The sequence below is a fragment of the Curtobacterium sp. ODYSSEY 48 V2 genome (assembly GCF_023712625.1).
Classification (GTDB): domain Bacteria; phylum Actinomycetota; class Actinomycetes; order Actinomycetales; family Microbacteriaceae; genus Curtobacterium.
On the sequence record NZ_JAMAXX010000003.1, the window covers coordinates 402,171 to 417,153 of the forward strand.

Annotated in this window: 13 protein-coding genes; all 13 read left to right on the forward strand. The window is 69.8% G+C overall.

All coding sequences use genetic code 11. The annotated features are described in order from the left end of the window. The first annotated feature begins 198 nt into the window (after positions 1 to 198). The 13 genes from cmk to M3666_RS06965 all read left to right on the forward strand — a co-directional run bounded on the left by cmk (position 199) and on the right by M3666_RS06965 (position 14,776). A complete protein-coding gene (cmk, locus tag M3666_RS06905) occupies positions 199 to 882 on the forward strand; it encodes a (d)CMP kinase (protein ID WP_285841182.1) in 684 nt (227 codons plus the stop codon). 122 nt (positions 883 to 1,004) lie between these two features. Continuing rightward, complete coding sequence (gene der, locus M3666_RS06910; protein WP_066653326.1) at positions 1,005 to 2,528, forward strand: ribosome biogenesis GTPase Der; 1,524 nt, start codon at positions 1,005 to 1,007, stop codon at positions 2,526 to 2,528. A 15-nt stretch (positions 2,529 to 2,543) separates the two neighbouring features. After that, positions 2,544 to 3,143 carry a hypothetical protein gene (locus tag M3666_RS06915; RefSeq protein WP_251154837.1) on the forward strand — a complete coding sequence of 200 codons (600 nt, stop codon included), beginning with the start codon at positions 2,544 to 2,546 and terminating at the stop codon, positions 3,141 to 3,143. 70 nt (positions 3,144 to 3,213) lie between these two features. Continuing rightward, complete coding sequence (locus tag M3666_RS06920) at positions 3,214 to 3,744, forward strand: hypothetical protein (protein ID WP_209686029.1); 531 nt, start codon at positions 3,214 to 3,216, stop codon at positions 3,742 to 3,744. 58 nt (positions 3,745 to 3,802) lie between these two features. Next, on the forward strand, positions 3,803 to 8,266 hold the full coding sequence (locus M3666_RS06925; protein ID WP_251154838.1) for an FtsK/SpoIIIE domain-containing protein: 4,464 nt from the start codon (positions 3,803 to 3,805) through the stop codon (positions 8,264 to 8,266). A gap of 129 nt (positions 8,267 to 8,395) precedes the next feature. After that, on the forward strand, positions 8,396 to 8,692 hold the full coding sequence (locus tag M3666_RS06930; protein WP_058728075.1) for a WXG100 family type VII secretion target: 297 nt from the start codon (positions 8,396 to 8,398) through the stop codon (positions 8,690 to 8,692). A gap of 80 nt (positions 8,693 to 8,772) precedes the next feature. Then, on the forward strand, positions 8,773 to 9,324 hold the full coding sequence (locus M3666_RS06935; RefSeq protein ID WP_144411262.1) for a hypothetical protein: 552 nt from the start codon (positions 8,773 to 8,775) through the stop codon (positions 9,322 to 9,324). Beyond that, positions 9,321 to 10,175, forward strand: a complete 855-nt coding sequence (locus M3666_RS06940; protein WP_251154839.1) for a hypothetical protein — start codon at positions 9,321 to 9,323, stop codon at positions 10,173 to 10,175. The genes M3666_RS06935 and M3666_RS06940 overlap by 4 nt, the downstream gene beginning before the upstream one ends. Then, the gene (locus M3666_RS06945; RefSeq protein ID WP_251154840.1) at positions 10,168 to 11,667 is read left to right on the forward strand and encodes a hypothetical protein; all 1,500 of its coding nucleotides are present in this window, start codon (positions 10,168 to 10,170) and stop codon (positions 11,665 to 11,667) included. The genes M3666_RS06940 and M3666_RS06945 overlap by 8 nt, the downstream gene beginning before the upstream one ends. A gap of 631 nt (positions 11,668 to 12,298) precedes the next feature. Continuing rightward, complete coding sequence (locus M3666_RS06950) at positions 12,299 to 12,766, forward strand: hypothetical protein (protein WP_209686020.1); 468 nt, start codon at positions 12,299 to 12,301, stop codon at positions 12,764 to 12,766. Between the two features lie 308 nt (positions 12,767 to 13,074). Beyond that, positions 13,075 to 13,446 carry a hypothetical protein gene (locus M3666_RS06955; protein ID WP_251154841.1) on the forward strand — a complete coding sequence of 124 codons (372 nt, stop codon included), beginning with the start codon at positions 13,075 to 13,077 and terminating at the stop codon, positions 13,444 to 13,446. A 103-nt stretch (positions 13,447 to 13,549) separates the two neighbouring features. Further along, positions 13,550 to 13,798, forward strand: coding sequence for a hypothetical protein (locus M3666_RS06960; protein ID WP_209686016.1), 249 nt, complete (start codon positions 13,550 to 13,552; stop codon positions 13,796 to 13,798). A gap of 108 nt (positions 13,799 to 13,906) precedes the next feature. Further along, positions 13,907 to 14,776: an oxidoreductase gene (locus M3666_RS06965; protein WP_066653379.1), complete on the forward strand. Its 870-nt coding sequence runs from the start codon at positions 13,907 to 13,909 to the stop codon at positions 14,774 to 14,776. The last annotated feature ends 207 nt before the right edge of the window (positions 14,777 to 14,983 follow it).

The following is a 14,983-nucleotide window of genomic DNA, read 5'->3' on the forward strand; positions in this document are numbered from 1 at the left end:
GACGACACGCACGTCACCCTGGACGAGTCCGGCGTCACCGGGGGACCCGAGGGCCCCGACTCCGGCCTGCCCACCCCGACGCCGCCGGGCGACGGAGCGGCCGGCGGAGCCGACGGCGGCGCGCTCGGCGGGCCGGCCGGCGGCCTGGGCACCCCCGGTGGCGAGCCGGGTTCGACCAGCGCCCCGGTCCCGTCCGGTCTGCCGCAGGGCGCCTTCGTGGCGAAGACCGTCATCGCGGTCGACGGACCCGCGGGCAGCGGCAAGTCGAGCGTCTCGCGCGCCGCGGCCCGTGCGCTGGGCTTCGGGTACCAGGACACCGGTGCCGCCTACCGCGCCCTGGCGTGGCACGCACTGCAGCAGGGCATCGACCTCGACGACCCCGCGGCCGTCGTGGCGAGCTGGGACACCTTCGACTACGCGATCGGCACCGACCCCGACGAGTACTTCGTGCGCGTCGGCGACACCGACGTGACCGACGCGATCCGCACGCCGGAGGTCACCGCAGCGGTCGCGCACATCGCGAAGCTGCCCGAGGTCCGCGAGAAGCTCGTGCAGCTCTTCCGACAGGTCATGCGGAAGGCCGACGCGCAGGGCATCATCACCGAGGGGCGCGACATCACCACGGTCGTCGCACCCGATGCCGAGGTCCGCATCCTGCTGACCGCCGACGAGTCGGTTAGGATGGCTCGGCGCTCGGCAGAGGTCACCACGCAGTCAGCCGCCGAGACCTCCGCCGCACTCGCCCGTCGAGACGCGGCGGACGCGAAGGTCGTCGACTTCATGAACGCCGCCGACGGCGTCACGACGCTCGACTCCACCGACCTCGACTTCGACCAGACCGTCCAGGCGGTCGTCGACCTGGCCCGAGCGGCCACGCACTGACGCACGACCGGGCGCCGCCCGGTCACCACGACCGGGCTGCCCGGTCACCACGGCCGGGGAACCGGCCCGGCCGGCACCGGCCACCGACACCGCGGCTCCGGTCGCACACGAGGAAACCCACCATGGCCCAGCAGGACAGCCACGACAACGACGACTTCCCGGAGTACGACGACGCGCTCGGCGAACGGCTCGCCGGACTCGACGACGCCGAGGCGGACCAGCGTGCGAACGCGCTCCGCGTCGGGCTCGACGAGTACGAGCTCGACGACGAGGACGTCGCGCTCCTCGACGCCGGCGAACTCGGCGAGGACGGCGTCCACTACCTGCCCGCGTACCCGGTGCTCGCGATCGTCGGGCGGCCGAACGTCGGCAAGTCGGCGCTCGTCAACCGCATCATCGGTCGACGCGAGGCCGTCGTGCAGGACGTCCCCGGCGTCACCCGCGACCGCGTGAGCTACAAGGCCGAGTGGAACGACAAGCGCTTCACGCTCGTCGACACCGGCGGGTGGGAGCCCGACGCCCGCGGCATCAACGCCTCGGTCGCCGCCCAGGCCGAGGTCGCCGTCGACCTGGCCGACGCCGTGCTCTTCGTCGTCGACGTCACGGTCGGCATCACCGCCACCGACGAGCACGTCGTGAAGATGCTCCGTGGGACCGACCGTCCGGTCATCGTCGTGGCGAACAAGGCCGACGACGACCGCCGTGACCTCGACGCCTTCGAGCTCTGGAACCTCGGGCTCGGCGAGCCGCACCCCGTCTCGGCGCTGCACGGCCGCGGTGTCGCGGACCTGATGGACCTCATCATCACGACGCTCCCCGACACGTCGGCCGTCGCCAAGCAGGAGGTCGGCGGCCCCCGTCGCGTCGCGATCCTCGGGCGCCCGAACGTCGGCAAGAGCTCGCTGCTGAACAAGGCGGCGGGCGAGGAGCGCGTCGTCGTCAACGACCTCGCGGGCACCACGCGCGACCCGGTGGACGAGCAGATCGAGCTCGGCGGGCGCGTCTGGCGCTTCGTCGACACCGCCGGCATCCGGAAGCGCGTGCACCTGCAGCAGGGCGCGGACTTCTACGCGTCGCTCCGCACGACCGCGGCGCTCGAGAAGGCCGAGGTCGCCGTCGTCGTGCTCGACGTGACCGAGCCGATCTCGACGCAGGACCTGCGCATCATCGACCTGGTCCTCGAGTCCGGTCGGGCACTCGTCCTGGCCTACAACAAGTGGGACCTGCTCGACGACGACCGGCGTCGCTACCTCGAGCGCGAGATCGAGCAGGACCTGGCGCACGTGGCCTGGGCGCCGCGCGTGAACATCTCCGCCCGGACGGGTCGTCACCTCGAGAAGCTCGTCCCGGCGCTCGAGACCGCACTCGAGTCGTGGGACACCCGCATCCCGACCGGCAAGGTCAACGCCTTCATCGCCGAGCTCGTGCAGGAGCACCCGCACCCGGTCCGCGGCGGCAAGCAGCCCCGCATCCTGTTCGGGACGCAGGCGTCGAGCCAACCGCCGACGTTCGTGCTCTTCACCTCGGCGTTCCTCGACCCGCAGTACCGCCGCTTCATCACGCGTCGTCTGCGCGAGGTGTGGGGCTTCGAGGGGACGCCGATCAACGTCAACATGCGGGTGCGCGAGCGCCGCAAGCGCACGTAGCGGTCGGACGACGACGTGGCACGGCGAGCACGGCGAGGCCCCCTGGCGGGCCTGCTGGCGCTCGCCGTCGTCGTGTCCGGGCTCGGTGCCGCCTGGCTCGTCACCGGTGACGACGACGTCGTGCGGACCGCACGTGCCACCGACCGAGCGTCGACAGCACCGGACGGAGCCGGACCGCTCGGGGTGTCGAACGCCCTCGGCGCCCCGGTCCCCGGTGCCGACCGACGACCGGACGTCCCGCGCAGCGTCGAGGACTGGGTCGGCCGGGTCCTGCCCGTCTCCGGCACCGTGGTGCCCCTGGTCGACGGGATCGCCGCGACCGTCCGGATCGAGCGCATCGACGAGTCGTCCGTGGCGGTCCGGATCGACGACCTGTCCTCGCCGCCGGGCACGCGCGCGGTCCGACTCGTCCTGTCGCCGGACGCGATGCCCGACCGCAGCACCCTCGCGCACGCCCCCGGCGTCGTGACGGCCTCCGTCGACGAACACACGTCCGGGGGCTTCTCGCTCATCACCGACGGCTCGTCGCTCCAGGCGGACACCCGTTCCGCGGCCCTGGTGGACGACGAGACCGACGAGGTGCTCGGCGTCGCACTGCTCGTCCCCGCCGACTGAGGGGACCCGCGTCGACCGACGAGGACCGGCCCGCACCTCGGACACGTCCCGGATGCGGCACCATTGACGTGTGCGTCTCCCCGTCCTCGCCGACCGTCTCTGGTGCCGGCTGCACCTGGACCGTCTCGCCGGTGGGCGACAGGCCGACTACGTGATCCGCGAGGACATGCTCGCCCACCCGGACACGGTCCGTTCGTTCCGGTGGATCCGCTGGTTGCTCGTCGCCGAGACCGCGGTCGGACTCGCGGCGATCGTCGTCGCCGTGCTGCTCACCCGTGCGGGGGAGACCGTGGCCTGGGCCGTCTGGTTCCGGGCGACCGTGGTGCTCCTCATCACCCTGACGCTCTACGTGTTCGCGTGGCGGGCGCAGCTCGGCTACTACTGGGCGTACCAGCGCCTCCGGCTCTTCAGCAGGATCTTCCCGGTCGTGACCCTGGTCGTCGCTGCCGTCCCCGGGCTCTACCCGTTCTGGATGGTCATCGAGCAGATCCTCTTCTCGCTCCTGATGATCGGCATCGGCGACGTGCTGACGAGCGACCACATGCGCGCGACGTTCCCGAAGCCGGTCCGCACGCCGCGGGAGGACCACTCCACGGACTGACCGACGGCGGTCCCCAGGTCGGCGTGCACCCGTACGATGGTCGGCACGGGGGTGGTGTGTGAAACTCAAGGTGACCATCGCGGGGCCACGAGCAGACCGCGACGTCGTGGTGACGGCGGACGTGACGGCGACCATCGGTTCGCTCGCCGACCGGCTGTCCCGTGGGCGGACGGCGGCCGACGGCGTCCCGCTGACGCTGCGTGTGTGGTTCCCCGACCGACCGCAGCCACGCCTGCTCAACCCGTCCGCGACGGTGCACGAGTCGTCGCTCCGTTCCGGCTGCCGGGTCGAGGTCGTCGCCGCGACCGACCGCCGCCGCGGCGACGACGTCGAGGACGCCCCCGCGGCCGTGGCGCACGTCGTCTCCGGGCCGGATGCCGGCAACGAGTACACCCTGTCCGAAGGGGTGAACCTGATCGGCCGCGACGCGATGGCCCAGGTCTGGCTCGCCGGGGACGACCTGGTCTCCCGTCGTCACGCCACGGTCACGATCGGCGACACGGTCGAGGTCGTCGACCTGAACTCCGCGAACGGGGTCGAGGTCGACGGACGGCTCGTCGCGCGGGCGTTCGTCGACCCGGAGACGACGGTCTCGGTCGGTGACACCACGCTGCGCATCCGACCGCTGCCCGCCGCACCGCCCGTGCCGGGCACGGGTACCCCGGCGTCCGCGGTCCCCGAGGTGGACTTCAGCCGCTCGCCCCGCGTCGAGCCAGCGCACCGCGGCCGGCAGTTCACGCTGCCCGAGATCCCGGTCCCGGGGGAGAAGCCCCGGCTGCCGATGATCGCGATCATCGCGCCGATCATCCTCGGCGCGGTCCTGTTCCTCGTCACGAAGCAGCCGTACACGCTGATCTTCATCGCGCTCTCGCCGGTCATCATGATCGGGACGTGGATCGACCAGCGTGTCCAGGCCCGGCGGCGCCGCCGCGACGAACGCCAGCGGTTCGAGGAGTCGCTCGCCGACTCGCGCGAGCGGCTGGCGGCGGCCCGCACGACGGAGATCGCGGCGCGGACGGCCGAGTCGCCGGCCCCGGCCGTCGTGACGGCGGCGATGCGCGACCGCTCGGCGCTGCTGTGGACCCGGAAGCCCGAGCACACCACCTTCCTCGAGGTCCGCTTCGGTGCCGGCACGCAGCCGTCGCGGTCGACCGTCACGCTGCCCTCCAGGAACTCCGGCAGCGTCGACGACTGGAACCGCGCCGAAGCACTCGCCGACGAGTACGCCACGGTCGGGCCGGTGCCCGTGGTGGAGACGTTCGAACGTGCCGGCGCGATCGGTGTCGCCGGCACCGGGCTGGCGGCGGACGACGTCGCACGGTCGCTCGTGGTGCAGCTCGCGGGGCTGCACAGCCCGGCGGACCTCGTGCTCACCGCCTTCGCCGGCGGCACCACCACCGACCAGTGGTCCTGGCTGAAGTGGCTCCCGCACGTCGACTCGCCCTACAGCCCACTGCGGTCCACGGGGCTCGTGCACGACTTCGCCGGCGCCTCGACGCTGCTGGCCGAGCTCGAGGGACTCGTGGCGACCCGCCGTGCAGCCGGCTCGGGCCGCGGTGAGCAGGTCCGGTCGCGCATCGACGAGTCCCGCGCCCTCGACGAGGACCACGGCGAGTCCGTCGACCGCCTGCCCGCGACGCCGGCCGTCGTCGTGCTCGTCACCGCCGAGGCACCCGCCGACCGTGCCCGTCTCGTCGCCCTGGCCGAGGAGGGCCCGGACCTCGGCGTCCACGTCCTCTGGCTCGCGCCCACGCTGCAGGCACTGCCCGTCGTCTGCCGGACGCACATCGTGCTCGACCGGACGAGCGGGTCTGCCACCGTCGGCTTCGTCCGGTCCGGGCAGTCCGTGGTGCTCGACGAGCTCGACCGTGTGGACAGCATCGAAGCAGCGACCGTCGCCCGTGCGATCGCCCCGATCCAGGACTCCGGCGCGCGGGTCCTCGACGAGACCGACCTGCCGCACAGCGTGGCGTTCGTCGACCTGTACGAGGGCGACGTCGCCGGTGACCCGTCCGCGATCGTCCAACGGTGGTCGAAGAACGACAGCCTGACTGCCGCGTGGTCACCGGGATCCGGGCGCGAGAGCGGCGGCGTCCGTGCCGTCGTCGGTCAGGGACCGAGCGAGCCGCTCGCCCTCGACCTCCGCGCCCACGGCCCGCACGCGCTCGTCGGCGGGACCACGGGCGCCGGCAAGAGCGAGTTCCTGCAGACGTGGATCATGGGCATGGCGACCGAGTACGCGCCGGATCGACTCACGTTCCTGCTCGTCGACTACAAGGGTGGCGCGGCGTTCGCCGAGTGCGTCGGCCTGCCGCACACCGTCGGGCTCGTCACCGACCTCAACCCGCACCTCGTCCGCCGCGCCCTCACCTCGCTGCGGGCCGAGCTCCGGTACCGCGAGCACCTGCTCAACGATCGTGGCGCGAAGGACCTCGTCACGCTCGAGCAGCGCGGTGACCCGGCGGCACCGCCCGTGCTCGTCATCGTGATCGACGAGTTCGCCGCACTCGCCACCGAGATCCCGGAGTTCATCGACGGCGTCATCGACGTCGCGCAGCGCGGTCGGTCCCTCGGACTGCACCTCGTGATGGCGACCCAGCGCCCGAGCGGGGTCATCAAGGACTCCCTCCGGGCGAACACGAACCTCCGCATCGCCCTCCGCGTCGCCGACCCGGTCGACAGCGAGGACGTCCTCGGCGTGGCCGACGCCGCCTTCTTCGACCCGGGCACCCCCGGTCGCGCGGCCGCCAAGATCGGCCCGGGACGCGTGCTGGACTTCCAGACCGCCTACCTCGGTGGTCGCTCCGACGACGTCGTGCACGAGCCGGACGTCGACGTGCAGGACTTTCCCTTCGGCCCCGGCAGCACCTGGCCGAGTCCACCGCGGGCACCGCGCGACTCGACGCGGGCGCGCGACATCGAGCGGCTCGCCGCCACGATCGTCCGCGCGGCGGACCGGCAGGGCCTCGAGGTCCCGCGGAAGCCTTGGCTGGACCAGCTGCCCGATGCCGTCGGCCTGGAGGCACTGCCCGCCTCCGACGGGTCGGCACTGGTGATCGGGACGGTCGACCTACCCGAGTCCCAGCGGCAGACCCCGTTCCGTCTCGACCTCGATGCGGCCGGCAACGTGGCCGTGCTCGGCGCGGGCGGGGCCGGGAAGTCCGCGGCGCTCCGCGCCGTGGCGGTGGCGGCCTCCGCCGCAGCGGACCGGTTCCCGGTCCGGATCACCGGACTGGACTTCGGCGGTGGTGGCCTGCGCATGCTCGAGGCGCTGCCGACGGTGGGCACCGTGATCAGCGGGCCGGACGACGAACGGATCACGCGCCTCCTGGCCGACCTCGAGTCGACGGTCGCCGACCGCTCCGGGCGGTTCGCGGCCGCCCGGGCCGCGAACCTCAGCGAGTACCGCGACGTGACCGGCATCGCCGAACCGCGCATCCTCGTCCTGGTCGACGGCATGGGGGCGTTCCGCAACGAGTACGAGTTCCGCCTCGGCACCCAGCCGGTCTTCGACCAGCTCGTCGCGATCGCGGCGACCGGGCGCGCGCTGGGCGTGCACCTGGTGATGAGTGCGGACCGCATCGCGGCCTTCCCGTCGAACCTGCAGGCCGCGATCGGCGAGCGCATCGTGCTCCGCCTGGCGACCGAGATGGAGTACCACGCGGCCGACGTGCCGGCGGACGTGCTCGAGGACGCCGTGCCCGGCAGGGGACTCGTCGACGAGCACGAGGTCCAGGTGGCGGTGCCCGGTGGCAGCGCCGACCTCGTCGCGCAGGCAGCGGCGGTCGAGGAGCTCGCCGCCGACCTGCTGCGCCGTGGTGTCGCGGAGGCCCCGCCGATCCGCCGACTGCCCGAGGACGTCGATCGAGGCGCGCTGCCGGTCGCCGTGGCCGGGCGACCGACGATCGGCCTCGCGGACGACACCCTCGGCCCGGTGGGCATCCCGACCGACGGCCTCTTCGTGGTCACGGGACCCTTCGGCTCCGGACGCTCGACCACCATGCGGACCGTCCTGCGGTCCGTTCGCGCGACGTGGCCGGACCGACCCGCGCACCTGGTCGTCGGCAGGCGGTCCACGCTGCGCGACGCCACCGACTGGGCGTCGGCGGCGCAGGACGCGACGGACGCCGAGGCCATCGCCTCGCAGCTCGCGACCGCGCTCGAGAGCGGTGCGTCGAGCGGGCCGGACCCGGTGATCGTGATCGAGAACGTCGGTGACTTCGAGGGGCTGCCCGCGGAGAGCCAGGTCGCGCGGCTCATCAAGGCCGCCCGCCGTGCCGGGGTGTTCGTGCTCGCCGAGGCCGACACGGTCACGGCCCCGAACGCGTGGCAACTCTTCGCCGAGCTGAAGACCGCGCGTGCCGGGATCGCCCTGCAACCGGAGGAGACCGACGGGCTCACGCTCTTCCGGACGGCGTTCCCGCGGGTGACCCGGACCGACTTCCCCGTCGGGCGCGGCATCATGGTCGACTCCGGGCGGATCACCCGCGTGCAGGTCGCTCGGGACCCCGAGTCCTCCTGATCGGGGACCCGCTCGTCCCCCTCGAACGGGGGTGTGGACATCGCATGGGCGATTTGTTCCGGACCGGTGTTACCGTTGTCGCGGTCGCCGGAGGGGCTGGCGATCCAGTCCACCGTGAAGGGGTGCAACGTGGCCAACATCAACGTCTCCTACCAGGAGCTCAACAGCAACGCCGACCGTCTGCTCGCAGGGCGTGACGAGATCAACGCGACCCTGTCGAAGCTGCAGGCGCAGATCGCGTCGCTGACCCAGGCCGGGTTCCAGACGGACCGTTCCTCCGGTGCCTACAACGAGGCGTACAACCGCTTCACGAGCGGAGCGCAGAACACCATCGGCGGGCTCAACGACCTCGCGCAGTTCCTCCGCACGACCGCGCAGACGCTGGGCGACGTCGACCAGCAGCTCGCGTCGCGACTCGGGCGCTGATCGGGACGACCGGACCAGGGACGGCCGGCGCTGCAGGTGCCGGCCGTCTCCTCCGTTGGGGGTAGAGCATGTACGGGGAGATGGCACAGCTCCGGGCGAAGGCCCGTGCGCTGCGCGACGACGCCGACGGGCTGCGGTCACGGGCGAGCGCGCTCGTGGCGCAGGCCGACGGGCTGTCGTCGGCGGGGAAGGCCGCCGACGCCGTGCGTCGTCGCGTCCAGGAGTCGGGCACGGAGCTCGGCAAGAAGGCGCAGCTGCTCGACGAGGCAGCAGACGCACTCGATGCGCACGCCAAGGCAGTCGACGCCGTGAAGGCACAGATCGCGGAAGCCGAACGCATCGCACGTGACCTCTGGAACCAGGCCGCGCACCTGGCGGCGAACGTCGTGAACGCCGTCAAGGACGTCGCGTCGAACGCAGTCAACGGCTTCATGCAGGTGATCGGTGCCGCGGGCTCGGGGGAGCCCGACCACGTCCGTGTCTCCGTCCACGAGCTCGGTGGCCAGCAGGTCTCCGACGGCCAGGTCGCGAGCGCAAGGTCGTTCATCGCGCAGGTGCCGTCACCGCCGCCGTCCGGGTCGAAGGACTGGATCGACGTGCGCGGCGCCGCCATCCGGAACGGCGTCGGATGAGCGGGGCACCGGCGACCGACGTCATCGACTGGGACCTGACCGTCGACGAGCTACGCACCGTCCGTGAGCACCTGCCCGGTCTCGTCCTGCCGTCCTTCGTACCCTCGGGGGCGCAGGACCAGCAGTCCACGGGAGCGCTGGTCGAGCGCGGGGTGCTCACGCGACAGCCCGACGCTGACGCTGAGTCGTGGTCGGATGACCTCGACGCGCCGTTCCTGCTCACGCTCGCACTGCAGAACGCCGGCTCGATCGTCATCCAGGTGAGCGCCTGGGCCCCCGACACGACGTGGGCGCACTCGACCGTCATCGGGGGCGACGCTGCTTCGCACCTCACCGTGCAGGGCGCGCGGTCCGGCGACGGCAGCCGTGCGCACCTGCGCGGGACGGTGCTCGACCAGGCGTGGTCGTCACTCGTCGAACTCATCCCGTCGCTCGAGGTCACCGACCCGGCCCGTGGGACGACGACGGTCAGCACGGTTGCCTCGCAAGCGTTGGTCGACGCCATCCAGCGCGGCGACGCCCGGGTGCTCGATGCCGTCGTCGAAGAACTGCACGTCCCGACCGATGCGGTCGGCCTGTTCCGTGGCCTGGCCGAGCCCGTGCAGCACGGCTTCCGCGTGAAGGCCTTCACCGCTGACCGTGGCCCGGTCTTCGTCGCGGACTGGTTCGGCACCCGCCGCGGATGGCTGCGGATGAGCGTCGGACTCGACGCGGAAGCGCGTGGCTCGGAGGTCACGCCCGAACTCCTCACCGATGCCGGCACGGTCACCGTGACGGCGCAGACGGACCAGGAGATCCGCACGGATCTGCTCGGGCTCGTCGCTGGACTCATCAGGGATCGAGATGTCTGACGGGATCAAGGTCGACTACGCGGAGATCGATCGCCTGACCACGGGGATCAGCGCGCTCAACAGCTTCGCCGGGCCGCTCGTGCCGAAGGTCGGAGCGCTGTCGGTGGACGGGGACCTGCTCGCTTCGGCGATCCTGTCGCCGGGTACGGCGCTCGCGGCCGAGGGCGCGGTGATGAACGCTTCGGCGCAGCTCAGCGTAACGATCGTCTCCAGCGAGGCGCTCGTGATCATCACGGCGTCGATCTCGAAGGTGTACGAGGCTGCTGAGGTCGCCCTGGCCGCGGCGGCGGCGCTCGCGGATGAAGCGGTCGATCAGGCCTTGCTCATCGGGGGGTTGCCGGTCACTCTGGTGACTGTCGTCGATCTACTCGGAGTGTCGCTCGCAACCGGGGCATTCCTGGAGGGGGGTCGGGCGCTCGTTGTGTCGCTGGGCGACGCGCTAGGTAATCCTTCGAGCTGGCGAACATCTGGGGGATTTGCGGGGGAAGTAGCGCGAAGATTCATCGACAACTTCTCCACGTCGAACTTCAGCGCTTGGTCCCTGAAAGCATTCGAGACGGCATTGGGATCGCACGGAGACATTGGTTATGACGCCCTCCTGTCGTTGCTGCTACATCAGGGCGGTGCTTTGCGCTTGTTCGAAGATGGAGCAGGGACGACAAGTCCTTCCGACCTCGGAAACACGCTCAAGAAGCAGAATGATCTCGATCAGATCGCCACGGACGTGTACGGTCGTGCCCAGCAATCGGAGGAGGATGATTACGTACCTCCGCTGCTGACGGACGAGAACGGCAACATCGTGCCACGGAGTGTCGACGAACTATGGGCTGGTGCTGCACAGATTGACGGGATCGGAGCGAAGGAGTACGGGGATCTACGCGTGATGCGTGTTGATGGCCCGGGTGGACCGCGATTCGTCGTCCAGATTCCGAGCACGCAGGTATGGGACCCAAGAGCGGGTACTGTTCCAAATGATGTGACTTCGGATGTCCTGGCAATGCGCTACGGAGATTCGACGACGCTGGCTCAGACGGTGCGGTCGACGCTCGACCGCATACCGGAGATCCGTGACGGTCACGCTCCTGTGATGCTCACCGGATTCAGTCTCGGCGGTATCACAGCAGGCGCCATTGCCGAGGATCCGCAGGGTCTCAACGTGCAGCAAGTCGTTACCGCTGGTGCGCCGATCGGCCGGATGGACATTCCCGACTCCACTGCGGTGACGTCGTTCGAAGCGCGCGAAGACCCGGTTGCGCGTCTCGATGGGGCTACAAATCCTTCAAGGGATGGTTGGAACACGATCAGTGCACCAGCTCCCGCATTATCTGGCCACGGGGGCGAGCAAGACTTCGCAACCGCGCACAACGCTTCGCGTTATGCCATCATGGCAAGGCAACATCCTGACAGCCCCGGCTTGGCAGAAGTTGATCGATTCCTGCAGGGTCAACAGACGGTCCAGGACTACCGATTGGAGCGAAGTGCGGGTAAGTAAGTGGGCGAAAGCGGGCAGCGTCGTGTCGTTGCTGACAACCACGGCGCTCCTCCTTTCTGGCTGCTCGGGAGCCTCGGCCGCCCGGGGGCAGACAACCCAGGAGGCTGAGCAATTTCTGCGATCGCTCGCGGGCGTGGAAGCTGCTGAGGTCTCTGTGGAGCGGAACACGTCGGGACTAGACACCAGCAACTCCAACCGAGCCTTGATCATCCTTACTCTTGACCCGAAGACCACAACCGACTCGATCGACGACGCGGAAGTGGATGCGATAATCCAGACTGGATGGTCCCTACAAGCAAATCGCGAACTGGCCAACGGAGTTGGAATTGGGTTGCAGGGGGCGCCCAAGGTCAGTCTCGGCAAGGTGCTTGAGCGATCAGGTTGGGTGAAGACGGGTGCCGCGCTCCCTGGGAAGACCTCCGCAATAATCCCGGCGGATCTCCTCAGGGACCGTCTGGGCGATTGGCCGGCGGCAGCGCCAACGGTCAATCCAGAGGGTCTCTGAGCCGAGCCAGTCAAACGAGGCCGGTGGGGCTGCTGTCCGCAGCGGTGCTCAAGGACGCAGACCACAGTAACGGCCGATCAGTAGCCGGACCCGGTGCGATCTGCACGATGACCGGGTGGTCAACAGATGAGTTTCAAGAGAAGGCACTTTGCGGTCGCGGCCTTCGCGAGTTTCGCGATCTTGCTCAGCTCGTGCACGTCAGGTGCTCAGTCTGGTCGGACTCTCGACCAGGCGTCCGCTGATGCGGCGGCGATTCGAGGAGTCACCGAAGCCTCCGTGGAGATGCGGAACTACCGTTCCGGCTTCACATCTGAATGGGGGACGACGGTGAACTTCACCCCGTCCCCGGGCTTCGAGGAGGGCAGCAAGAGTGCGGCGCTCCGAGAACTGCTGCGGATCGGGTGGTCCGTGAACGAGCACGAGCTGACCAACGGAGTCGCGCTCTCGGTCGGTCGTACCTCCGGGGTTGACCTCGTCGCGCTGGCCCGGGAATCGCATCTCCCGCAGTTCGCGAGCAACCCAAGGCTGCGGTATCAGATCACGTTCTCTGAGTCGGACATGGAGCAGCTCTTCGGGGCATGGCCGGGCAGTTGAGTACGACTGAAGGGGCCGTCAGTGTGGGTTCTGCACACGCGGCCACGCGCTACGGGATGATGGCCGAAGACGCCCATCGACATTCCGGATCCGATCCGGCTCACCGGCAATCCGAGGTGGATGTCAGCCGATCCCTTTCCGGGAGCAAGACCGTGACCGACTACCAGGCCGAGAGATGACGATGCGGAAAGCCGCCGTCCTGGGGATTCTGATTGCCGTTTCTCTCGCATCAGGAGGATGTTCCATGTCGAACGACAACTCCACCGAGACGCAATCGCAGGACAAGGTTGCGCAGCGTCTCAACGGGCTTGCCTGATGTATCCGAAGCTACGGTCGAGTACGAGCAGACCACGGACGGCTTGTCGAAGCACTACGCGATCGCAGTCCAGATCACAGCTCCCGAAGCTGGCACATCCGAGGAGAAGGTGGCGCAGCTCGTCGATGAAGTTCTGCCGCTTGCATGGTCTGTGCAGGGCAAGGAGCCTGATCGCGGCGTCATCCTGAGGATCAGAACGAATCCACAGGTCGCAATCGGGCCTATCGCGGCTGCAGCGGGCTGGAAGGACGTGGCATACCCGAAGAATCCTGATCTCCTGGCGAAACTTCCCTATCAAGCGAGCTTCGGCAAGCAAGCACTTGACGATCAGATCGGTCCTTGGCCCGTCGATGCTGACGGATAGATCCACATCGCGCGAGGCAGGTACGGGCTGATCCCGCGAAGTCTCGCAGACATTCGGTCCGACCACGATCGTCGTTCTTGCAGCTGATCAACCGTGAAGCACTGTGAAGGACTTTCCCGAGTTCGAGGAACTCCTCGAGGCCGCGTGCACGGTACGAGATGGTGAGCCGGCCGCGGGCGTTCGAGTCGTCCTGCGCGGTCACGTCGGTGCGCCGCTCGCGGTCGCGCTCGAGCAATCTGGATGGAAAGTCATCGGATGTGATGAGAGTGATCCGGGTACCGTCATCGTGTCGTTCTCTGAACTACAGGAACACTTCGGCGAGTGGCCGGGCAAGGCGGATCTGGTGCGATGAACGTCGCGTCGTCGTGACCCGGCGGTTGGTCTCTTTGCTCACTGGGTGTGCGGATCAGGGGACAACCAGGGCCAGGCACACCGCAGCGATCGGGAGCATGGTCGGACCATGACGACGAACAGCCTCCCCGGTGGCACCTACGACCTCGGCGACCTCGAGGTCACCCGCTTCGGCTACGGCGCGATGCAGCTCGCCGGCCCGCACGTCTTCGGCCCGCCGGCCGATCGTGACGAGGCCGTCCGCGTGCTGCGCACGGCGGTCGAGCTCGGCATCACCCACATCGACACCGCGGACTTCTACGGCCCGCACGTCACGAACGAGATCATCCGCGAAGCCCTGCACCCGTACCCGGAGCAGGTCCACATCGTCACCAAGGTCGGTTCGCGCCGGAACGACAAGGGGCAGTGGCCGCCGGCGCGGAAGCCCGAGCAGCTCGTCGAGGACGTGCACGCGAACCTCGAGCGGCTCGGTCTCGAGCAGCTCGACGTCGTGAACCTCCGTGTCGGCGGGTTCGACGCCCCGGAGTCGGGCAGCATCGCACCGCAGTTCGAGGCACTCGCCGAACTGCAGCAGCAGGGCAAGATCCGCCACCTCGGACTGTCGACCGTGACGGGCGCGCAGCTCGTCGAGGCCCTCCGGATCGCGCCCGTGGTCTGCGTGCAGAACATGTACAACGTGGCGCAGCGGGGCGACGACGACCTCGTCGACCTCACGGCGGCCGAGGGCATCGCCTACGTGCCGTACTTCCCGCTCGGCGGATTCTCGCCCATCCAGTCCGAGGCGCTCGACACCGTCGCGCAGCGGTTGGGGGAGTCGCGCCTGTCGGTCGCCCTCGCATGGCTGCTCCAGCGCTCGGACAACATCCTGCTCATCCCGGGTACGTCATCCGTGGAGCACCTGCGGCAGAACGTCGAGGGCGCGGGCATCACGCTGCCGGCGGACGCGATCCGCGAGCTGGACGCGATCGGCGCGGCCTGACCCGAGCGGCGCATGCGGGCGGAGCCGACGCTGGAGTCGGCACGCACCGTCGCCTGCACAACCGGGAGCACGGCGCACCACGGGAATCCCCGGCACGACGTGCTTCCGGTTGTGCGGGAGCACCCCGCACCCCGCAGCCCACACCCCGCACCCCGCACCCCGCACCCCGCACCCCGCACCCCGCGCCTCCGGACGGACCACGGACGG

What these genes read in the sequence shown, in the direction of transcription:
- der (WP_066653326.1), top strand. Translation starts at nt 1,005, where the DNA reads ATGGCCCAGCAGGACAGCCACGACAACGACGACTTCCCGGAGTACGAC.
- M3666_RS06935 (WP_144411262.1), top strand. Translation starts at nt 8,773, where the DNA reads ATGGCACAGCTCCGGGCGAAGGCCCGTGCGCTGCGCGACGACGCCGAC.
- M3666_RS06940 (WP_251154839.1), top strand. Translation starts at nt 9,321, where the DNA reads ATGAGCGGGGCACCGGCGACCGACGTCATCGACTGGGACCTGACCGTC.
- M3666_RS06945 (WP_251154840.1), top strand. Translation starts at nt 10,168, where the DNA reads ATGTCTGACGGGATCAAGGTCGACTACGCGGAGATCGATCGCCTGACC.
- M3666_RS06950 (WP_209686020.1), top strand. Translation starts at nt 12,299, where the DNA reads ATGAGTTTCAAGAGAAGGCACTTTGCGGTCGCGGCCTTCGCGAGTTTC.
- M3666_RS06965 (WP_066653379.1), top strand. Translation starts at nt 13,907, where the DNA reads ATGACGACGAACAGCCTCCCCGGTGGCACCTACGACCTCGGCGACCTC.